The organism is Nitratireductor sp. XY-223 (assembly GCF_004959855.1).
Classification (GTDB): domain Bacteria; phylum Pseudomonadota; class Alphaproteobacteria; order Rhizobiales; family Rhizobiaceae; genus Hoeflea_A.
Genome location: NZ_SPNT01000002.1, coordinates 689,556 through 708,558 on the forward strand (window position 1 = coordinate 689,556; position 19,003 = coordinate 708,558).

The 19,003-nt window shown below is 62.3% G+C and carries 20 protein-coding genes; 8 read left to right on the plus strand and 12 right to left on the minus strand.

Translation table 11 applies throughout. The annotated features are described in order from the left end of the window. Positions 1 to 89: 89 nt before the first annotated feature. The 3 genes from typA to E4M07_RS09820 form a co-directional block, all read right to left on the minus strand. Positions 90 to 1,913, minus strand: a complete 1,824-nt coding sequence (typA, locus tag E4M07_RS09810; RefSeq protein WP_136658122.1) for a translational GTPase TypA — start codon at positions 1,911 to 1,913, stop codon at positions 90 to 92. A 114-nt stretch (positions 1,914 to 2,027) separates the two neighbouring features. Next, positions 2,028 to 4,070, minus strand: coding sequence for a M3 family metallopeptidase (locus E4M07_RS09815; protein ID WP_136658123.1), 2,043 nt, complete (start codon positions 4,068 to 4,070; stop codon positions 2,028 to 2,030). A 118-nt stretch (positions 4,071 to 4,188) separates the two neighbouring features. Continuing rightward, positions 4,189 to 5,406 carry an argininosuccinate synthase gene (locus E4M07_RS09820; RefSeq protein ID WP_136658124.1) on the minus strand — a complete coding sequence of 406 codons (1,218 nt, stop codon included), beginning with the start codon at positions 5,404 to 5,406 and terminating at the stop codon, positions 4,189 to 4,191. Between the two features lie 159 nt (positions 5,407 to 5,565). Here E4M07_RS09820 and E4M07_RS09825 point away from each other — a divergent pair, with 159 nt between their 5' ends. Together E4M07_RS09825 and E4M07_RS09830 are read left to right on the plus strand one after the other, a co-directional pair. Further along, a complete protein-coding gene (locus tag E4M07_RS09825) occupies positions 5,566 to 6,207 on the plus strand; it encodes a LysE family translocator (RefSeq protein WP_136658125.1) in 642 nt (213 codons plus the stop codon). 31 nt (positions 6,208 to 6,238) lie between these two features. Continuing rightward, positions 6,239 to 7,024 carry an FkbM family methyltransferase gene (locus E4M07_RS09830; RefSeq protein WP_136658126.1) on the plus strand — a complete coding sequence of 262 codons (786 nt, stop codon included), beginning with the start codon at positions 6,239 to 6,241 and terminating at the stop codon, positions 7,022 to 7,024. On the opposite strand, the gene E4M07_RS09835 is transcribed toward E4M07_RS09830, so the two are convergent. From E4M07_RS09835 to E4M07_RS09855, 5 genes are all read right to left on the minus strand, one after another. Beyond that, a complete protein-coding gene (locus tag E4M07_RS09835; protein WP_136658127.1) occupies positions 7,021 to 7,467 on the minus strand; it encodes a hypothetical protein in 447 nt (148 codons plus the stop codon). The two genes, E4M07_RS09830 and E4M07_RS09835, sit on opposite strands and share 4 nt — an antisense overlap. A gap of 15 nt (positions 7,468 to 7,482) precedes the next feature. Beyond that, on the minus strand, positions 7,483 to 8,724 hold the full coding sequence (rlmN, locus tag E4M07_RS09840) for a 23S rRNA (adenine(2503)-C(2))-methyltransferase RlmN (RefSeq protein WP_136658128.1): 1,242 nt from the start codon (positions 8,722 to 8,724) through the stop codon (positions 7,483 to 7,485). Between the two features lie 132 nt (positions 8,725 to 8,856). Then, positions 8,857 to 9,360, minus strand: coding sequence for an invasion associated locus B family protein (locus E4M07_RS09845; protein ID WP_136658129.1), 504 nt, complete (start codon positions 9,358 to 9,360; stop codon positions 8,857 to 8,859). A 243-nt stretch (positions 9,361 to 9,603) separates the two neighbouring features. After that, positions 9,604 to 9,996 carry a YkvA family protein gene (locus E4M07_RS09850; RefSeq protein ID WP_136658130.1) on the minus strand — a complete coding sequence of 131 codons (393 nt, stop codon included), beginning with the start codon at positions 9,994 to 9,996 and terminating at the stop codon, positions 9,604 to 9,606. Between the two features lie 99 nt (positions 9,997 to 10,095). Beyond that, on the minus strand, positions 10,096 to 10,398 hold the full coding sequence (locus tag E4M07_RS09855; protein WP_136658131.1) for a 4a-hydroxytetrahydrobiopterin dehydratase: 303 nt from the start codon (positions 10,396 to 10,398) through the stop codon (positions 10,096 to 10,098). A 24-nt stretch (positions 10,399 to 10,422) separates the two neighbouring features. Between E4M07_RS09855 and E4M07_RS09860 the strand changes: the two genes are divergently transcribed. Continuing rightward, entirely contained in the window at positions 10,423 to 10,905 is a 483-nt protein-coding gene (locus tag E4M07_RS09860) for a low molecular weight protein-tyrosine-phosphatase (RefSeq protein WP_136658132.1), read from the plus strand. Here E4M07_RS09860 and E4M07_RS09865 read toward each other — a convergent pair. Beyond that, a complete protein-coding gene (locus E4M07_RS09865) occupies positions 10,902 to 11,267 on the minus strand; it encodes a cupin domain-containing protein (RefSeq protein WP_136658133.1) in 366 nt (121 codons plus the stop codon). The genes E4M07_RS09860 and E4M07_RS09865 overlap by 4 nt on opposite strands. A gap of 92 nt (positions 11,268 to 11,359) precedes the next feature. On the opposite strand from E4M07_RS09865, the gene E4M07_RS09870 reads away from it, so the two are divergent. Beyond that, positions 11,360 to 12,232: a LysR family transcriptional regulator gene (locus tag E4M07_RS09870; protein WP_136658134.1), complete on the plus strand. Its 873-nt coding sequence runs from the start codon at positions 11,360 to 11,362 to the stop codon at positions 12,230 to 12,232. A 6-nt stretch (positions 12,233 to 12,238) separates the two neighbouring features. On the opposite strand, the gene E4M07_RS09875 is transcribed toward E4M07_RS09870, so the two are convergent. The 3 genes from E4M07_RS09875 to E4M07_RS09885 form a co-directional block, all read right to left on the minus strand. Then, positions 12,239 to 12,679: a cupin domain-containing protein gene (locus tag E4M07_RS09875; protein WP_136658135.1), complete on the minus strand. Its 441-nt coding sequence runs from the start codon at positions 12,677 to 12,679 to the stop codon at positions 12,239 to 12,241. 27 nt (positions 12,680 to 12,706) lie between these two features. Continuing rightward, the gene (gene thpR, locus E4M07_RS09880) at positions 12,707 to 13,306 is read right to left on the minus strand and encodes an RNA 2',3'-cyclic phosphodiesterase (protein WP_136658136.1); all 600 of its coding nucleotides are present in this window, start codon (positions 13,304 to 13,306) and stop codon (positions 12,707 to 12,709) included. Between the two features lie 148 nt (positions 13,307 to 13,454). Next, a complete protein-coding gene (locus tag E4M07_RS09885; RefSeq protein WP_136658137.1) occupies positions 13,455 to 14,105 on the minus strand; it encodes an arylesterase in 651 nt (216 codons plus the stop codon). Positions 14,106 to 14,177: 72 nt separating this feature from the next. On the opposite strand from E4M07_RS09885, the gene E4M07_RS09890 reads away from it, so the two are divergent. The 4 genes from E4M07_RS09890 (at position 14,178) to E4M07_RS09905 (ending at position 19,001) form a co-directional block, all read left to right on the plus strand. Further along, complete coding sequence (locus E4M07_RS09890) at positions 14,178 to 14,885, plus strand: ABC transporter ATP-binding protein (RefSeq protein ID WP_136658138.1); 708 nt, start codon at positions 14,178 to 14,180, stop codon at positions 14,883 to 14,885. Between the two features lie 71 nt (positions 14,886 to 14,956). Then, a complete protein-coding gene (locus E4M07_RS09895; protein WP_136658489.1) occupies positions 14,957 to 17,455 on the plus strand; it encodes an ABC transporter permease in 2,499 nt (832 codons plus the stop codon). 177 nt (positions 17,456 to 17,632) lie between these two features. Next, positions 17,633 to 18,367, plus strand: coding sequence for a Bax inhibitor-1/YccA family protein (locus E4M07_RS09900; protein ID WP_136658139.1), 735 nt, complete (start codon positions 17,633 to 17,635; stop codon positions 18,365 to 18,367). Positions 18,368 to 18,452: 85 nt separating this feature from the next. Continuing rightward, positions 18,453 to 19,001, plus strand: coding sequence for a GNAT family N-acetyltransferase (locus E4M07_RS09905; RefSeq protein ID WP_136658140.1), 549 nt, complete (start codon positions 18,453 to 18,455; stop codon positions 18,999 to 19,001). Positions 19,002 to 19,003: the final 2 nt, after the last annotated feature.

The following is a 19,003-nucleotide window of genomic DNA, read 5'->3' on the forward strand; positions in this document are numbered from 1 at the left end:
GGGTACACAGGCAGATTAACGGATTGTTAATCCCTCGGGCAAGAGCGCTTGATCAGTCACGGTGAACTGTCCGGAGGCGATGATGGCTTCTAGGCAACATTCGCCCTGGTTTTTTCGAAACGCTTGCGTTCGTGGGGGTCGAGATAGAGTTTTCTAAGGCGGATGGATTTCGGCGTAACTTCAACGAGTTCGTCGTCCTGGATCCAGGAAAGGGCGCGCTCGAGCGTCATTTTAACGGGCGGAGTCAGCTTGACCGCCTCATCCTTGCCGGCGGCGCGCATATTGGTCAGTTTCTTGCCTTTCAGCACATTGACCTCAAGATCGTTGTCGCGGGTGTGGATGCCGATAATCATGCCCTCATAGACCTTCTCGCCCGCATCGATGACCATCGGGCCGCGGTCCTCGAGGTTGAAAAGCGCATAGGCTACGGCCTCGCCGGCCTCGTTGGCCAGCAGCACGCCGTTGGTGCGGCCGCCGATTTCGCCCTTGTAGGGCTGGTAGTCGTGGAACAGACGGTTCATGACGGCGGTGCCGCGCGTGTCGGTCAGCAGTTCCGACTGGTAGCCGATCAGGCCGCGCGTCGGCGCATGGAACACCAGCCGGACGCGGCTGCCGCCGGAGGGGCGCAGCTCGACCATCTCGGCCTTGCGCTCCGACATTTTCTGCACGACGACGCCGGAATGCTCGTCATCGACATCGATAACCACTTCCTCGACGGGTTCCAGCAGCGTGCCGTCCCCGTCCTTGCGCATGACGACGCGCGGCCGCGAGACGGCAAGTTCGAAGCCCTCGCGGCGCATGGTCTCGATCAGAACCGCGAGCTGCAGCTCACCACGGCCGGAGACATAAAAGGAATCCTTGTCGTCCGATTCCTCGATCTTCAGGGCCACGTTGCCCTCGGCCTCCTTCAGCAGCCGCTCGCGGATCACCCGGCTGGTGACCTTGTCGCCCTCGGTGCCGGCGAGCGGCGAATCGTTGACGATAAAGGACATCGTGACCGTCGGCGGATCGATCGGCTGTGCCTCCAGCGGCGTCTCAACCTCGGGGACGCAGAACGTGTCGGCGACCGTCCCCTTAGACAGGCCGGCAATGGCGACGATGTCGCCGGCGCGGCCCTCGTCGATCGGCTGGCGTTCGATGCCGCGAAAGGCGAGGATCTTGGAGACGCGCCCCTGTTCCAGCAGTGCGCCGTCGCGGTCGATGACCTTGATCGCCTGGTTCGGCTTTATGGCGCCGGAATGGATGCGGCCAGTGATGATGCGGCCGAGAAACGGGTTTGCCTCGAGAATGGTGCCGATCATGCGGAAAGGGCCTTCGCCGACGCCAGGCTCGGGCACGTGACTGAGGACAAGGTCGAACAGCGGCGCAAGGCCGGTGTCACTTGGACCTTGCGGATCGACATTCATCCAGCCGTCGCGGCCGGAGCCGTAGAGGATCGGGAAATCGAGCTGGTCATCGTCCGCATCGAGCGCCGCGAACAGGTCGAACACCTCGTTGACCACCTCCTCGGCGCGGGCGTCGGGCCGGTCGATCTTGTTGACGGCGACGATCGGCCTCAAGCCCACTTTCAGCGCCTTGCCGACAACGAATTTCGTCTGCGGCATGGGCCCCTCGGCGGCATCGACGAGCACGATCGCACCGTCGACCATGTTGAGAATGCGCTCGACCTCGCCGCCGAAGTCGGCGTGGCCCGGCGTGTCGACGATGTTGATGCGCACATCGTTCCAGACGACGGATGTCGCCTTCGCCAGGATGGTGATGCCGCGCTCCTTCTCCAGTTCGTTGGAGTCCATGATGCGCTCGGCAACACGCTGGTTTTCACGGAACGCGCCGGACTGCTTGAGCAGTTCGTCGACGAGCGTCGTTTTCCCATGGTCGACATGGGCGATGATCGCAATATTGCGCAGTGACATTTGATTTACCCGGAGGTTCGCCGCGGACATACAGTCGTATGGGCGCGGCCGATTTCATTCGTTTGCTGCGCTCATACAGGGTTTTGTGTGCGTGCGAAAGGGGCGTTCGGCGCGCTAGGCCGCCGCCAGCCCCTTCTTTTTCAGCATCGGGCCGGCATCCGGCATCTTTCCGCGGAAGGCCATGTAGGCGTCCTCCGGATCGACGCTGCCGCCGGCGGCATAGATATGCCGGTGAAGCCGCTCGGCGGTGCCGTCATGGAATAGATCGCCGGTTTCCTCGAAGGCGCTGAAAGCGTCGGCATCGAGAACCTCCGACCACATGTAGGAATAGTAGCCGGCCGAGTACCCGTCCCCTGAAAAGACATGCAGGAAATGCGGGGTGCGGTGGCGCATGACGATGGCCTTCGGCATGCCGAGATCGGTCAGTGTCTGAGCCTCGAAATCGAGCGGATCGTCGATCCGGCCGGCGGTATGGAAGGCCATGTCGACCAGTGCCGACGCGGTGTACTCGATGGCCGCAAATCCGCTGTTGAAATTGCGCGCCGCGAGGACCTTGTCCAGTAGGTCCTGGGGAATCGGCGCGCCGGTCTCGTGGTGAACGGCGTAGCTGCGCAGGATTTCCGGGACTGTCAGCCAGTGCTCGTAGAGCTGCGAGGGCAGTTCGACGAAATCGCGCGACACGGAGGTTCCGGACACCGACGGATGGTCGACATCCGACAAAAGGCCGTGCAGTGCGTGGCCGAACTCGTGGAACAGGGTGCGGGCATCGTCCAGGGACAGCAGCGCCGGCTTGCCGGCGGGCGGCTTGGCGAAGTTCATGACGTTGTAGACGATCGGCGTCTGCCCGCCATCGAGGCGGTGCTGCGACTGGAAACCGCTCATCCAGGCGCCGGAGCGCTTGCTCGGCCGGGCAAAATAGTCGCCCAGGAACAGGCCCTTCAGATAGCCGTCGGCGTCGTGGATCTCGAAAATACGCACGTCCGGGTGATAGGCTTGGAGATCCGCACGTTCAACAGCGCTCACGCCGAAGAGCCGGTTGGCGACGGCGAAGCTGGCCTCGACGATCTTCTCGAGCTGCAGATAGGGCTTCAACTCGGCTTCCGAGAACGCGTATTTCGTGGCGCGCAGCTTTTCGGCGTAGTGCCGCCAGTCCCACGGCGCGACCGGGTGGTTGCGGCCTTCTTCCGCGATCAGCGCGGCGATGTCGTCCTCTTCCTTGCGGGCGCGAACCAGGGCGCGGTCCCAGACCTTCATCAAGAGGCCGGTGACCGCGTCGGGTGTCTTGGCCATGGTGTCGTCGAGCTTCAACTCGGCAAAGCTGCCATAGCCGAGCAGCCCGGCCTTCTCGTTCCTGAGGGCAAGGGTGCGCGCGACGGTGGTGGCGTTGTCGGTCTCGCCGCCATTGTCACCGCGCGAGGTCCAGGCCGCAAATGCCTGTTCCCGAAGGTCGCGCCGTTCCGAAAAGGTCAGGAACGGTTCGATGATCGAGCGCGACAAGGTCACGGCGTAGGGTTCGGCGATCTTGCGTTCGGCGGCCGCGGCCGCCATCGCGTCACGCAGGAAACCCGGAAGGCCGTCCAGGTCCTCTTCTGTCGACAAGCCCAGGAACCAGGATTTTTCGTCGGCAAGGACATTCTGGCTGAAACGGGCGCCAAGCCCCGCCAGTTCCTCGTTGATGGCGGCAAGACGGGTCTGATCGACATCGTTCAGCCGTGCGCCGGCGCGGACAAAATTCTTCCAGTGCTTTTCGAGGACGCGCGCCGCCTCGGGATTGTGATTGCCATCATCCCGCGACTGCCACAGGGCATCGATGCGGGCAAAAAGCCGCGCGTTCATGGCGATGGCCGAATAATGGCGGGCAAGCTTCGGCGCGATATCGCGTTCGAGCGCCTGAATCGCCTCGTTGCTGTCGGCACCCGCCCGGTTCCAGAACAGCGCCGAAACGCGCTCGAGCGCGCGGCCGGAGGTCTCCAGCGCAACGATTGTGTTCGAATAGTCGGCAGGCTCGGGATTTTCGGCGATCGCGTCGATTTCCGCCTTGTGGCGCCCGAGCGCCTCTTCGAATGCCTCCGCCAGATCGTCATCCGCGATGCCGGCGAATTCGGGCAGACCCAGAGGTCCGTCCCAATCGAAGACACGCGCGTTGATTTCGCCCATCACAACGGCCCCCTATTCTGACAGTGCCAACGCATGTAGGCGGCGGCCCGGCCCGATACAAGGGCCCGGCCGGTTTGCATGTCGACGGCTTACCGGACGCCGAGGCGGTAGCGGCCCGCTATATCCCGCGCGCCGCCAGCGTCCGCAGGCGCAGGGCATTGAGCTTGATGAAGCCGGCGGCATCCTTCTGGTCGTAGGCGCCCTGGTCGTCCTCGAAGGTGACGAGCTGGTCGGAGTAGAGCGATTTTTCGGATTCACGGCCGGTGACGATCACGTTGCCCTTGTAAAGCTTGAGGCGTACCTTGCCCTCGACGTCCTTCTGGCTCTGATCGATCGCCGCCTGCAGCATCTCGCGCTCCGGCGAGAACCAGAACCCGTTGTAGATCAGTTCCGCATAGCGCGGCATCAGCTCGTCCTTCAGATGCGCGGCGCCGCGATCGAGCGTGATCGATTCCATGGCCCGGTGCGCGGTCAAGAGGACGGTGCCGCCGGGGGTCTCGTAGACGCCGCGCGACTTCATGCCGACAAAGCGGTTCTCGACGAGGTCGAGGCGGCCGATGCCGTTGTCGCGGCCGTAGTCGTTGAGCTTCTCAAAAAGGGTTGCCGGCGACAGGCGCTCGCCGTTCAGCGCGACGGCGTCGCCCCTCTCGAACTCGATCTCGATGCTGGTCGGCTCGTCGGGCGCCTCCTCCGGAGAGATCGTGCGCTGGTAGACATAGGCCGGCGGCTCCTCCCACGGGTCCTCCAGCACCTTGCCCTCCGAAGAGGAGTGCAGCATGTTGGCGTCCACCGAGAAGGGCGCCTCGCCGCGTTTGTCCTTGGGGATCGGGATCTGGTGCTTTTCGGCGAAATCGATCAGTTCCGTGCGCGATTTGAGCGTCCAGTCGCGCCACGGCGCAATGATCTTGATATCCGGGTTGAGGGCGTAGGCGGCGAGTTCGAAACGCACCTGGTCATTGCCCTTGCCGGTGGCCCCGTGGGCAATCGCATCGGCACCCGTTTCCCTGGCGATCTCGATCAGACGCTTCGAGATCAGCGGCCGGGCTATGGACGTGCCGAGCAGGTAGACGCCCTCATAGACCGTGTTCGCCCGGAACATCGGAAAGACGAAATCGGCAATGAACTCCTCGCGCAGGTCCTCGATGTAGATCTCTCGGATACCCAGCATCTCCGCCTTCTTTCGCGCCGGCTCCAGCTCGTCGCCCTGGCCGAGATCGGCGGTAAAGGTGACGACCTCCGCGTTCAGCTCAGTCTGCAGCCATTTGAGGATGATTGACGTGTCCAGTCCGCCGGAATAGGCGAGGACGACCTTTTTCACATCATTCGGAGCGCTCATGTTTCTGTCCGTCGTGTCTTGAAGACGGGTTCTTTGCCCGTCCCGTTGGAATTGATGCTGGAAACGGCGTGCCGTTCCGCTATGATCGCGCGGCCCGCCAGCGCCTCTTTACAGCGTGTACCGGGCGCAATCAACTGACCCGAAATCCGACGACGCCCCATGCAGTTCATTCCCGACATTCCCGTACTCCTCGCCTTTTCGGTTGCCGGCCTGGTGCTCGCCATCACACCCGGGCCGGATATGACGCTGTTTCTGGGGCGCGCGCTGTCGGAAGGCCGGGCCGCGGCGATTGCCGTTGTCGCCGGCACGATGACCGGTGTCGTGGTGCATACCCTGCTCGTCGCCTTCGGCGTTTCGGCCCTCGTCGTCGCCTCGCCCACGGCCTTTACGCTCCTGAAGACCGGGGGCGCCGCCTATCTGTTCTGGCTTGCCTTGCAGGCGTTGAGGCACGGTGCCACGTTCCGGCTTGACGAGACGGCGCCGCGGCGGCGTTCACTGGTCGCGAGCTGGAGCCACGGGCTGGCGGTCAATCTGCTGAACCCGAAGGTCATCATCTTCTTCATGACATTCCTGCCGCAATTCGTATCGGCGGACGATCCGGGTATCCGCGGCAAGCTGATCTTCCTCGGCCTCTTCTTCAATGCCATCTCGTTTCCGATCCTGATCGTGATGGTCTTGACGGCGGACAGGCTCTCCGGCTGGCTGAGGGGCAATCGGCGCATCATGCGGTCGCTGGATTATATCTTTGCCGGAGTGTTCTCCGTCTTCGCCGTGCGGATCCTGTTGACCGAGGGAAAATAGCGGCGGCAAACTGTCAACCGGAATCGCTGAATTGAGCCGTTTGAGCGTAAAAATCAGGGCACTGCGCCGCGCGATCGACGATATGCGTGTCAGCTTCGGCAGCGCGAGATACATTCACAATGAGCTGAAGCGACACTCGGTTGTCCAGCGCGCGATTGCCGCCAGGATTTTCGATCGGCACATCTCCGAGGCGTTCCGCGAGCTCGGCAGTTCCAGCTCCCAGAACCTTCAGGACCTTTTTGTCCTCACCGAGCTGGACATGATGCGCGGCGGATATTTTGTCGAATTCGGCGCAGCCGACGGTATCGTGAACAGCAATACCTATCTTCTCGAGACGCAGTATGGCTGGAACGGGCTCGTCGCGGAGCCGGCGCGATGCTGGCATGACGCCCTGCCGGAGAACCGCAAATGCAGCATCGACCTTCGCTGCCTGTGGCACACCTCGGGTCAGGAGCTCGAGTTCAGCGAGGCGGACAACGGCGAGATTTCCACGATTTCGCAATTCCAGGATGCGGACAAAAATGCGGCCGACCGGAAAAATGCCGTGCGTTACCAGGTCGAGACGGTTTCGCTGGATGACCTGCTTGCGCAGCACAAGGCACCCCGGCGCATCGACTACCTGTCGATCGACACGGAGGGCAGTGAGTTCGAGATACTGAACGCTTTCGATTTTGACCGCTACGATATCCGCGTCATCACCTGCGAGCACAATTTCACGCCGCAAAGGGACAAGATCCTCGCGCTCCTGTCGTCAAAGGGATACACAAGGAAATTCCGCGAGATTTCCGCGATGGATGACTGGTATGTGCGGCGTTAAGACGTGCGCTGGTCGGGCAGCCAGTTGCCGGCCTTGCGGCCGGCGACAAGCCAATAGGCGATGCCGCCGAGCATCCCGGCGGCCAGGCTCATGAAAAGGAACTCGTACCCGCCGGTGCGCGCGCCGCTGCCCGCCAGGGCGACGACCAGCGGCGCGATCGCGGCAATGGCGCCGCCGCAAAGCGCGTAGAAGAGCCAGTCGCGCCGCCTCGCGAATTCGCTGTAGAGTATGACGACCACCGAGGGGATGAAGGCCGCGTAGCCGGCCAGGCTGGCGAAGGCGATTACCGCCACCACCAGGCCGGCGCCGAGACCGGCGTCGGATATCTGTGCGGCCTCCTTTAAAGTGAGGAGGCGGGTCAACAGGGCAAGCGACGTTCCGGCGACAGTGGCTGCAACAATGAAGCCGGCGGTGATCACACAAAGCCGGACGAGAAACGTCACATAGCGGTCCAAGGCTCAGGCCTCGCCGTGGCCGGCGATCATCATCGCTTCGAGGGCCAGGCGCTCCGATTTGCGCAACCGTTCCGATTCCGATTTGAGCTGGCCGCAGGCGGCGAGAATGTCGCGGCCGCGCGGCGTCCTGATCGGTGAGGCATAGCCGGCCTGGTTGATGAAGTTGGCGAAGACCTCGATCTGCTCCCAATCGGAGCATTCATAATTGCTTCCCGGCCAGGGATTGAACGGAATGAGATTGATCTTGGCCGGCACGCCCTTCAGCAGGCGCACCAGGTCGCGGGCGTCCTCGAGGCTGTCATTGACGCCCTTGAGCATGACATACTCGAACGTGATGCGTCTTGCGTTGGAAAGGCCCGGGTAATCGCGGCAGGCCTGCATGAGCTGCTCAATCGGGAACTTTTTGTTGATCGGTACCAGCTCATCGCGCAGATCATCCCGCACGGCATGAAGCGAAATGGCCAGCATGACGCCGATCTCCTCGCCGGTGCGATAGATTTCGGGAACGACGCCGGACGTCGACAGGGTGATCCGCCGCCGGGACAGCGACAGGCCTTCATTGTCGGAGGCGATGAGCAGCGCCTTCTTGACGTTGTCGAAATTGTAGAGCGGCTCGCCCATGCCCATCATCACGATGTTGGACACCTTGCGGCCTTCGCTCGGCACGATGGCCCCCTGCGGCGTGTCCTTGTCCGGAAAGTCGCCGAGCCGGTCGCGGGCAAGCAGGAGCTGCGAGAGGATCTCCTCGGCGGTGAGGTTGCGCACCAGTTTCTGGGTGCCCGTGTGGCAGAAGGTACAGGTCAGGGTGCAGCCCACCTGGCTGGAGATGCACAGCGTGCCGCGGCCTTCTTCGGGAATGTAGACGGTCTCGATATCCACCGGTTTGCCGGCGCCGCGCGGCGGGAACCGAAGCAGCCATTTGCGCGTGCCGTCTGCGGAAATCTGCTCGTCGACGATTTCGGGACGGGCGATGGAATAGCGTTCGTCGAGCGCCGCGCGCAGATCCTTCGATACATTCAGCATGTCGGCGAAGTCCGAGACGCCGCGGACATAGAGCCAGTGCCAGAGCTGCTGGACGCGCATCTTGATCTGCCGGTCCTTGACGCCGATCTCGCGCAGTGCATCGCCCATCTCCTCACGGCTCATGCCGATCAGGGACGGCTTTTCGCCGGACGCGCCGGATGCGGCACGCGCTGCAAGCGCGTCGCGGGTATCGGTGTCCTTGAGATCGATGGTCAGCGGCATATCAGGCTCTTGTGCGGTTAGGGCGCGCTGCTCCTATCACCTAACGCCCGGCGCGTCACCCTGTTTTCGCCAGCCTACAACGGCAAAAGGCCGGCGCAAAGCCGGCCTTTCGCACGAAACGCGTGAACAGGACTACTGGCAGTTCTGGATCTCGTTGAGCGCCGCGGTGACGCCGGAGAGCGAGAACGTGTATGTCGTGTTGGTGCCGCGGCGCGACGTCGCCTTGACCGTCATTGTCGATCCGGCGCGCATGGCGGCTACCAGCGCCGGTTCCTCAGCGGCGTTTTCAACCCAGGCGGAATCGCCCTTCGTGAACAGCACATAGTTCTTGCCGTCGACGCTGACGGTGACCTTCGACTGCTCCTTCAGGGGATAGCCCATCATTGCCTGCGGCTCATAGCTGATGTTCTGGCCGGGGCGCTGCGAAATCAGGAAGAAGATGTCTCCGTGATTCACGTTGCTCGGCTCCTTGCGGGTCGGCAATGACAGGATGTAGCAGACCTTGCCGTTCGGAGCGTTGTAAGAGTAGGCACCCCAGGCATTGAACTGGCTGATGCGGGTCGGCGACTGTGCCATGGCAACACCGGCCATCGCGATCGACAGAACGAGTGCGGGCACGAATTTCTTCAAAACCATAATAGACCTACCGGTTGTCTCCATTGCCTTCAAAGAAGGCCATGCCTTGAACACGCTGGTTTGGCAACAATTTGACTCAATTTGCGCAAATTTGGGTTACCAAACCGTCAACGCAGGAACCGAATATTCCCGAAACGCCCAGTTTTGCAAGGTGCGGGGCTGAATTGAACGGCTTCCTGCCATGCTGCCCGATATATACGACAATAGTCGCACAGATGAAAATTCCGATCGCGGCGCCGGAAATCAGCCGTCAGACGTGCTCTCGGGGCCGTCCTCGGCAAGGGCTGCCCTCGCCGCGGCGTAGTGCGCGGGCGTTATGTGGGCGCGGATCGCGGCAAGGACCGCCGCCAGGACGGCGACGTCATCGGAGAATCCGACAAAGGCGAGGAAATCGGGCAAGGCGTCCATGGGCAGGACGAAATAGGCCAGGGCCGCCAGCAGAACGCCGCGGACGCGGTGCGGGGTGTTGAGATCGAAGGCGCAGTAATAGGCGGCGACCACGTCTTCCATGAACGGGACCTGGCGCGCTGCGCGGCGGGCCGTGTTCCAGAATTTGTCGCGAACCCGGCGCTCGCGCCTTTGCCGGGTGTCCTCGTCGCCCGGTTCAAGAATTTCGCCGATTTTGACGTCGTCCATCGTCCGCTCCTCCAGATGCGACTGTCAATACACGGATATGGTCGTTCCGGCCCTGTTCTTCAAGTTAGCCGGCCCTTTCACCGGGGCGCCTGAATCGCCCTAAAGCCCTGCCGCCGCGCGGTTCATTGCCTTGGCGAGACGGAAATCCAGCTCGGTCAGCCCGCCCTTGTCGTGGGTCGTCAGCACGACATTCACCCGGTTCCAGCAATTGAACCAGTCGGGATGGTGATTGAGCTTTTCCGCCGACAGTGCGCTGCGCGCCATGAAGCCGAAGGCCTCGTTGAAGTTGCGGAACTTGAACTTGCGCTCCAGTGCCTTGCCGTCTTCCCGCAGCAGCCAGCCTTCGCCCAGTTCCTTGAGGCGCTCTCTTGCCTCGGCCTCACCGATCTCTATAGCTGTCATCTGCACAATCTCCAGGAGGAAATTATGGCTGCAGCGACCCCCGACGGCAAGCCTTCGTCCATCCTGTTCGTCTGTCTCGGCAATATCTGCCGCTCGCCGCTGGCCGAGGGCGTGTTCCGGTCGCTGGTGCGGGAAAGGGACCTGGGCCGGTACCTGACGATCGATTCCGCCGGCACCGGCGCCTGGCATGTCGGCGATCCGCCCGATTCACGCGCCATATCCAAGGCGGCGGAACACGGCGTCGACATATCGGGTCAGCGTGCCCGGCAGTTCGCGGCGGCCGATTTCGAGCGCTTCGACCTGATCCTGGCGATGGATCGCGCCAATCTCGAAACCCTGAGAACAAAGTCGCCGGACCGGCCGCACGCCGGACTTTTCCGGTTCATGGAATTCGCGCTCGACGATCCGTCCGACGTTCCCGATCCCTATTACGGCGATTCCGACGGATTCGAGACCGTCTACCGGATGCTCGAACGCGGGAGTTCCGCGATCCTTGATCGGATCTAGACCTTCTGCAACTGCGATATCGGTATCGCACGATCCGAATCGACATTACCGGTCATGGTGGTCTCGGCCCTGGTGATATTGATGAGATGCACCTCCTCATCGGCCACGGGCATGTGCTCCACGCCGCGCGGGATGACCAGCATCTCGCCTTCGCAAACCTCGACGTCCTGATCACGGAAACGGACCCTCAAGCGGCCCTTGACCACGATAAAGAGCTCATCCTCGTCATCATGGCTGTGCCAGACAAACTCGCCCTTCAGCTTGGCGAGGCGCACGTGCTGGCCGTTTGATTCGGCGGCAACGCGCGGCTTCCAGTAATCCGGTATCTGCGCAAACTTCTGTTCCAGATTGATCTTGTCCATGGCCGGTCTCCTTTGCGGGGAGCCAAGGTAGCGGTATCCACAAAATTATGATAACTAATAGTTATTATCTGCATCATTAAGAACTGTAATATATGAGAAACGTCGATACGCAGCTCCTGAGGACATTTGCGACGGTTGCCGAGACCGGAAGCATGACCCGCACCGCCCGGGTTCTCAACCTGACCCAGGGCGCCGTCAGCCAGCACATCAAACGCCTCGAGACCCAGTTCGGAAAGGCGCTGTTCCACCGGCAGCGCGGCGGGCTCGCCCTCACCGAAACGGGCGAACGGCTGTCGGGCAAGGCGCTGCGGATGCTGCAGCTCAACGACGAGATGTGGGTCGACATGACGACGCCGCAATTTGCCGGCCGCGTGACGCTCGGCGTACCGATCGATCTCATCTCGGGACGCCTGCCCTCGGTGCTGAGACTGTTCGCCCGCGCCTATCCGGACATCGAAATCAATCTGAGGTGCGGAACCTCGCCCCGGCTGCGCACGCATTTCGAGCTCGGCGCAATCGATGTCGTCGTGCTCGAGGAGTTCGGGGACCGGCCGTTCGGAAACACGCTCTACCGCGACCGGCTCGTGTGGGCCGGCGCCGAGGGCGGTCGTGCGCCGTTCGCGGATCCGCTGCCCCTTTCCCTGGTCAGCCAGTCCTGCGCGTTCCGCCGTCACGTGATCGAATCGCTGGACCGGTCGGGCCGGGGCTGGAAGTGCGTCTACGAAAGCGACAATCTCGAAGCGACCATCGCGATGATGCGCATGGACCTTGCCGTCGGGACCTTTCTTGAAACCGCGATGCCGGATCGCCTGACTGCCGTGGAAAAGGCGGCGGAACTGCCCGATCTGCCCGAGTTCAGCGTCACGCTCTCGGCCCGGCAGGCATCGCCCGATCATCCGGCAGCCGCGCTCACCGACCATCTGGAGCGGGGTCTTTCCGACCAGCGGCGGAAGACGGGCACGTAACCGTCTTCAGTCCTTTTTGGGAAAGAGCGTGTTGGCCTCGCCGTCGACGCCCATGAACACCACGAGGATGCGCACCGGTTCGGCACCGTCGTTGCGGCCGTTGTGCAGCGTGTTCACCGCTTCCATGACCGCTTCGCCCTGTTTGTAGACCTTCCTGACGCCGCCCGGGTAGGTGACGGTGAGTTCGCCGCTCAGGATGTAGCCATAGGTCGGATAGGGGTGCGAGTGCACGCCGGTTTCCTCGCCCGGCAGCATGGTGACGATGGCCGACTGTATCTTGGCGTCGCCATCCTGCGGGTAGGCGAGCGGCTGATCGAGAACGGTCGTGGTGTCATTGAGCAGCGGCACGACGCGCTGGTAGTCCTGCGTGGCCTCCTTGCCGTGGGAGGCAGGAATCAGCCCAAGGACCGCAATGGAGGCGGCAAGGGCTGCGATACGCGTGATCATGGCGAAACTCCGGACAATCGATGGTGCCTATGGCTGGCGAATCCGGCCGGATGTGCTTGATGCTTCGTGCAGCGCCGTCTGCGGCGCGAAGCCGCCCATGAGCGGGTAGATCTCCTCGGTCACATAGGGACCGCCGCCCACCGATTCGCGCGAGGAAAGCACGACGAAGCGGGAGACGGTGAACGTGTCGGCATAGAAGTTGCTGCGTGCCGAGAGATAGGCGACGACATCCTCGACGCGGGCACCGCGCAAGCGTGCAAGCGTGACGTGCGGTGTGAATTTGCGCGGATCGGGCTTCAGCCGCAGCCTCTGGCAGATGCGCTCGATTTCCGCCTGCAGGGCGATCAGATCGGCAGACGCCGATACGCCGGCCCAGATCGAGTGCGGTTTTTTCGACCCGAACGAGCCCATGCCGATCAGCGAAAGCGAGAATTCGTGGCGCCGCACCCGGTCGAGCGCGTGCAGCAGTTCATCGGCGGTGGGTGCGTCGACGTCACCGATAAAGCGCAATGTCAGGTGATAGTTTTCGACATCGATCCATCGGGCGCCGTGTAGACCTCCACGCAGGAGCGACAAGCTGAGTGCGGCTTCGCGCGGAATCTCGAGGGCAACAAACAAACGCGGCATGGCAGCCTCCCCGATTCGTATGTACACATCCAGCGAATCACGAGTGCCCCGTTTGAGCAAGTCCCGTTATCGCATAATTTGGAGTTTCGCCCGGTATTTGGTGTAAGTAACCCGAATCATTCGTGATTTCGTCGTGATCGTTCGTTCCTTAGTCGCTGTTTATAACAGACATATTAACAATCAACTCCTCCACGAATGGCAAAAACCGTGAAACCATGACTTCCACGCCCTTCGGATTGGGGTGCATGCCGTCGCCGATATCGAGGCCCGGCTGCGCAGCGACGCCGTCGAGAAAGAACGGATAGAGCCCGACGCCGTGTTCTTCGGACAGTTCCGGGTAAATCCGGTTAAATTGATCGGCATAGTCGTCGCCCATATTCGGCGGCGACAGCATGCCGACCAGAAGCACATCAATGTCGCGCTGCTTCAGCTTGCCGATGATCGCGTCGATATTGGCGCGGGTCTGTTCCGGGCTGATGCCGCGCAGGGCGTCGTTGGCCCCCAGTTCCAGCAGCACCGCATCGGTGCCGTCGGGCACCGACCAGTCGAGCCGCGCCAGCCCGCCGCTCGACGTGTCGCCGGATACGCCTGCATTGGCGATCGTCACGTCGTAACCCTTGTCGCGGAGCGCGGCCTCGAGCCGTGACGGAAACGCGTCCGACGGGTCGAGCTCGTATCCGGCCATCAGGCTGTCGCCGAGCCCGACGATATTGACCGTGTCGGCCCGCGCGGCGGGAGCGGCGAACACGGCAAGTCCGCAAAATATGGCGAAAATTCGAATTGCCGCTTTAATTGTCATAGGATGCTTCCTATTTCCTTTGAACATCCGGGGCGGACCGGCTTCCTTTTACACATATAGCGAGCGGATGCTTTGACAAAACCCATCATCGAATTAAAGAAGGCCGATTTGACGCTGGGCGACGGGGCATCGTCGGTGCATGTGCTCAAGGGCATGGACCTGATCGTGCAGCGTGGCGAGTCGGTCGGTATCGTCGGGCCCTCGGGTTCCGGCAAGTCGACACTTTTGATGGTGCTCGCCGGCCTCGAGCGGGTCGATTCGGGCGAAATCCACATAGACGGCAATCCCATCCACGCGATGAGCGAGGATCAGGTCGCGGATTTTCGCGGCCGCAATGTCGGCATTGTCTTTCAGTCGTTTCACCTGATCCCGAACATGACCGCCCTTGAAAACGTTGCCGTGCCGCTGGAACTTGCAGGGCGGTCCGATGCCTTTGCCGTTGCCCGCGACGAACTTGCGGCGGTGGGTCTTGCAGAGCGGCTGACGCATTATCCCGGCGAACTGTCGGGCGGCGAGCAGCAGCGTGTCGCCATTGCACGTGCGCTTGCACCGCATCCCGCCATGCTGATCGCCGACGAGCCGACGGGCAATCTCGACACCGAGACCGGCAAGCAGATTGCGGATCTGCTTTTCAAGGAGCAGGCCGACCGCGGCATGACGCTGCTCTTGGTCACCCATGACCACAAGCTGGCTGCGCGGTGCCAACGGCAGGTACGGGTGCGCTCGGGAGAAATCCTCAAAGAGGAAAACACCGACGACAAAGCGGCGGCAGTGGCGTGACCGGCACCTCGACCAATACGAACTCGAACGGGGCCGACCTGAAACTTGCCTGGCGGCTTGCCCTTCGGGAAATGCGCGGCGGCCTTTCCGGATTTTATATTTTTCTTGCCTGTATCGCGCTCGGAACAGCGGCGATTGCGGGTGTGAATTCCGTGTCCCGCTCGATCACCACGGCAATTACCGAAGAAGGCCAGGTGATCCTTGGCGCCGACATCCGCTTCGAATTGCAGAACCGGGCCGCCAGCGAGGACGAGCTTTCATTTCTCGACAGCCAGGGCGAGATGACGCAGACGGTCGGCCTCAGGTCGATGACCCGTCTGCCTGACGGGTCGGACCAGACGCTGGTCGAGGCCAAGGCGGTCGATCCGCGCTACCCGCTATACGGCTCCCTGCAAACGGAACCGTCCCTCGGTTTCGATGCGCTGTTCAGCGCAAAGGACGGCGTCTATGGCGTGGCGGTCGCCCCTCTGCTTCTGGACAGGCTCGGCGTGGCGCTGGGAGACAAAGTGCTCCTCGGCAACGCCGAGTTCGAAATCCGCGCCGTGATCGTCAGCGAACCGGATGCGCTTTCCGACGGATTCGGATTTGCGCCGCGCCTGATATTTTCGCGGGACGGCCTGGCCGCCTCCGGGCTGATCCAGGTCGGCAGCCTCGTCGAATATGCCTACAAGTTAAGGCTGCCGCCGGGCACCAGTGACGCAAACATCCAGCAATTGCGGACGGCTGCCGAAAGCGAATTTCCGGCGGCTGGCTGGTCGGTCCGCAGTCGCAGCAACGCGGCGCCGGCACTCAGCGCCAACATCGTGCGTTTCTCGCAGTTCCTGACACTTGTGGGCCTGACCGCGCTGATTGTCGGCGGGGTGGGGGTGGCCAACGCGGTGCGGGCCTATCTTGATTCGAAACGCAGTGTGATTGCGACGTTCAAGTGCCTCGGCGCTTCCGGCGGGTTCGTATTCGCCGTCTATCTGATCCAGATCATGATCATCACGACCATCGGAATCGCGCTCGGCCTGGTGCTCGGCGCGCTCATGCCGATCCTGGCGGCGGTCGCGCTGGCGGAAGTGCTTCCGGTTTCATCGGAATTGGCGCTTTATCCGGGTGCTCTGGCATTCGCCGCCGTCTTCGGATATCTGACGGCGCTTGCCTTTGCCATCCTGCCGCTCGGCCGGTCCCGCGACGTGCCGGCGACCGCGCTGTTCCGCGAGCAGGGGTTCGACGCCATTGGCCTGCCGCGCACCCGGTACCTCGTCAGCGCCGCGCTGATGGTCGCGGTTCTTGCCGCGATGGCGGTTTTCACCTCCTATGACCGTTTCATCGCTTCGATATTCATCGGGTCCATCGCATTTGCGTTCGTCATCCTGCGCCTTGTCTCGACGCTCATCGAGTATCTGGCTCGGCGCGCACCGGCAGTGAACTCGACGCCGCTCAGACTGGCCATCGGCAACATCCATCGTCCCGGATCGCTGACGCCTTCAGTGGTTCTGTCGCTGGGACTGGGCCTGGCGCTGCTGGTGACGCTGGCGCTGATCGACGGCAACCTGCGGCGCGAAATCAGCGGCAGTCTGCCGGAGCGGGCACCGAACTTCTTTTTCGTCGACGTGCAGAGCAGTGAAATCGATGCGTTTACGGACCTCATTCGGGAGCAATCGCCGAACGGAAAGATCGTCAGCGTTCCCATGCTGCGCGGCCGGATCACCGAATTCAACGGTGTCGACGTCCGCGAGATCGAGGTGCCGCCGTCCGGCCAGTGGGTGTTGCGCGGCGACCGCGGCGTCACCTACACCAAGAACCAGCCCGAAAACTCGCAGCTGACCGAGGGCGAATGGTGGCCCAGCGACTATACCGGCGAGCCGCTGGTATCGTTCTCCGACGAAGAGGCCAGGGAACTCGGCCTGAAACTCGGAGACCTTGTGACCGTCAACGTGCTCGGCCGCAATGTGACGGCCCGCATCGCAAGCTTCCGCGAGGTGGAGTGGGAATCCATGTCGATCAACTTCGTTATGGTGTTCTCGCCCAACACATTTGCCGGCGCACCGCACGCGTGGCTTGCGACGCTCAGCGATCCCGACGCGGATCCCGCCGCAGAGGGCGAAGTGTTGCGGGCGGTGACCAACGCATTTCCGACGGTGACGAGCGTGCGCGTCAAGGATGCCATCGATCTCGTCAACCGCATCGTCGGCCAGCTTGCGACCGCCATTCGCGCCGCGGCGGCGGTGGCGCTGGTGGCCTCGGTTCTTGTGCTTGCAGGTGCGCTGGCGGCCGGGAACCGCGCGCGGGCGCACGACGCGGTGGTGCTCAAGACGCTCGGTGCGACGCGCCGGACCCTGATACGCGCCTTTTCCTACGAATACATGATCCTCGGCTTTGCCACGGCGGTCTTCGCGCTGTTCGCAGGCGGCGTTGCCGCCTGGTTTGTCGTGTCGCGCATCATGACGCTTCCGTCACATTTCCTGCCGGATATTGCCGTTATGACCGTCATAGCAGCACTGGTGTTCACGGTCGGCGTCGGCCTGGCGGGTACCTGGCGGGTGCTCGGCCAAAAAGCGGCACCGATCCTGCGGAACCTTTAGGTGAAGCGCATCGCCGGCGTGTTAACGCAACGTTGTTTTTACGACGAAAGAGCTAGAAATTCGTGCTTTCGGGTCTTGTCGTGGCCCGATTGATTCATCATATTCAGGTCAACTGTGCCCGTTTCGGCGAGAATCGGGTACGATTTCGCACGAAACGAGGCTATTTGAGAGGTAAATATGGCAGATCTTCGTGATTACCAGGCACGCGGCCAGCAGGTTGGCACGCAGGCCGGTGCTGCGATTGATGAGGGCCTGCGGTCCTACATGCTGCGGGTTTACAACCTGATGGCGATGGGCCTGGCGATTACCGGTGTGGCCGCTTACGGAACGTATGTGATGGCCGCCAGTAACCAGGCCTTTGCCCAGATCCTGTATGCAAGCCCGCTGCGCTGGGTCGTCATGCTTGCGCCGCTGGCGCTGGTGTTTTTCCTCAGCTTCCGCATCAACAAGATGAGCGTCAGTGCAGCACAGACGACATTCTGGGTCTATTCGGCCCTGATGGGACTTTCGCTGTCTTCGATCTTCCTGGTCTTTACCGGCCAGAGCGTCGTACAGGTGTTCTTCATCACCGCCGCGTCTTTCGGCGCGTTGTCGCTCTGGGGTTATACGACCAAGCGCGATCTTTCGGGCATGGGCTCGTTCCTGTTCATGGGCCTGATCGGCATCATCATCGCCATGATCGTCAACATCTTCCTGGCGTCGTCGGCGCTGCAGTTCGCGATCTCCGCGATCGGCGTGCTGGTGTTTGCGGGCCTGACGGCCTACGACACCCAGCAGATCAAGGAAATGTACTATGAAGGCGACGGTTCCGAGGTTGCCGGCCGCAAGGCCATCATGGGCGCCCTTCGGCTGTATCTGGACTTCATCAACCTGTTCCTGTTCCTGCTCCAGTTCCTGGGCAACCGCGAATAGGCACAGTTACAAGACGAGATGAAAAGGCGGCCCACGGGCCGCCTTTTTTGTTGAATTCGGCGCCCGGCCGATTCATAGGATTCGAATGACCTACACGCTGCGCGATGCCGAACCCTCCGATCTGGAGGCGATTACCGAGATCTACCGCGAGTCGGTGGAAAACGGCGTTGCCTCGTACGAGCTCAACCCGCCGGACCTTGCGGAAATGACCCGTCGCTTCACGGCCCTCAAGGATCAGGGCTATCCCTATATCATTGCCGAAGAGGACAACGCCTTGCTCGGCTACGCCTATGCGGGCGCATACCGGACACGGCCGGCCTATCGCTGGACGGTGGAGGATTCGATCTATTTGCCGGAGGCTTCACGCGGGCGCGGCATCGGCCGGGCGCTTCTCGGCGAACTTATCGAGCGCTGCACCGGGCTCGGTTTCCGTCGGATGATCGGAATAATCGGCGGCGGGCACCCGGCTTCAGTGGCGCTGCACAAGGCGCTCGGATTCGAGCATGCCGGGACCCTGCATGCCACCGGCTTCAAACACGGCCGCTGGCTCGACACCGTCATCATGCAGCTTGCGCTCGGTGACGGGCAGGAGACGGACCCGGACGCATCGCGCTACCCGGGCACACTTTTCTAGCG

Bases quoted from the DNA above. Each gene is read 5' to 3' on its own strand.
- typA (WP_136658122.1), bottom strand. From the start codon at position 1,913: ATGTCACTGCGCAATATTGCGATCATCGCCCATGTCGACCATGGGAAA.
- E4M07_RS09815 (WP_136658123.1), bottom strand. From the start codon at position 4,070: ATGGGCGAAATCAACGCGCGTGTCTTCGATTGGGACGGACCTCTGGGT.
- E4M07_RS09820 (WP_136658124.1), bottom strand. From the start codon at position 5,406: ATGAGCGCTCCGAATGATGTGAAAAAGGTCGTCCTCGCCTATTCCGGC.
- E4M07_RS09825 (WP_136658125.1), top strand. From the start codon at position 5,566: ATGCAGTTCATTCCCGACATTCCCGTACTCCTCGCCTTTTCGGTTGCC.
- rlmN (WP_136658128.1), bottom strand. From the start codon at position 8,724: ATGCCGCTGACCATCGATCTCAAGGACACCGATACCCGCGACGCGCTT.
- E4M07_RS09845 (WP_136658129.1), bottom strand. From the start codon at position 9,360: ATGGTTTTGAAGAAATTCGTGCCCGCACTCGTTCTGTCGATCGCGATG.
- E4M07_RS09850 (WP_136658130.1), bottom strand. From the start codon at position 9,996: ATGGACGACGTCAAAATCGGCGAAATTCTTGAACCGGGCGACGAGGAC.
- E4M07_RS09855 (WP_136658131.1), bottom strand. From the start codon at position 10,398: ATGACAGCTATAGAGATCGGTGAGGCCGAGGCAAGAGAGCGCCTCAAG.
- E4M07_RS09860 (WP_136658132.1), top strand. From the start codon at position 10,423: ATGGCTGCAGCGACCCCCGACGGCAAGCCTTCGTCCATCCTGTTCGTC.
- E4M07_RS09865 (WP_136658133.1), bottom strand. From the start codon at position 11,267: ATGGACAAGATCAATCTGGAACAGAAGTTTGCGCAGATACCGGATTAC.
- E4M07_RS09870 (WP_136658134.1), top strand. From the start codon at position 11,360: ATGAGAAACGTCGATACGCAGCTCCTGAGGACATTTGCGACGGTTGCC.
- E4M07_RS09875 (WP_136658135.1), bottom strand. From the start codon at position 12,679: ATGATCACGCGTATCGCAGCCCTTGCCGCCTCCATTGCGGTCCTTGGG.
- thpR (WP_136658136.1), bottom strand. From the start codon at position 13,306: ATGCCGCGTTTGTTTGTTGCCCTCGAGATTCCGCGCGAAGCCGCACTC.
- E4M07_RS09885 (WP_136658137.1), bottom strand. From the start codon at position 14,105: ATGACAATTAAAGCGGCAATTCGAATTTTCGCCATATTTTGCGGACTT.
- E4M07_RS09895 (WP_136658489.1), top strand. From the start codon at position 14,957: ATGCGCGGCGGCCTTTCCGGATTTTATATTTTTCTTGCCTGTATCGCG.
- E4M07_RS09900 (WP_136658139.1), top strand. From the start codon at position 17,633: ATGGCAGATCTTCGTGATTACCAGGCACGCGGCCAGCAGGTTGGCACG.
- E4M07_RS09905 (WP_136658140.1), top strand. From the start codon at position 18,453: ATGACCTACACGCTGCGCGATGCCGAACCCTCCGATCTGGAGGCGATT.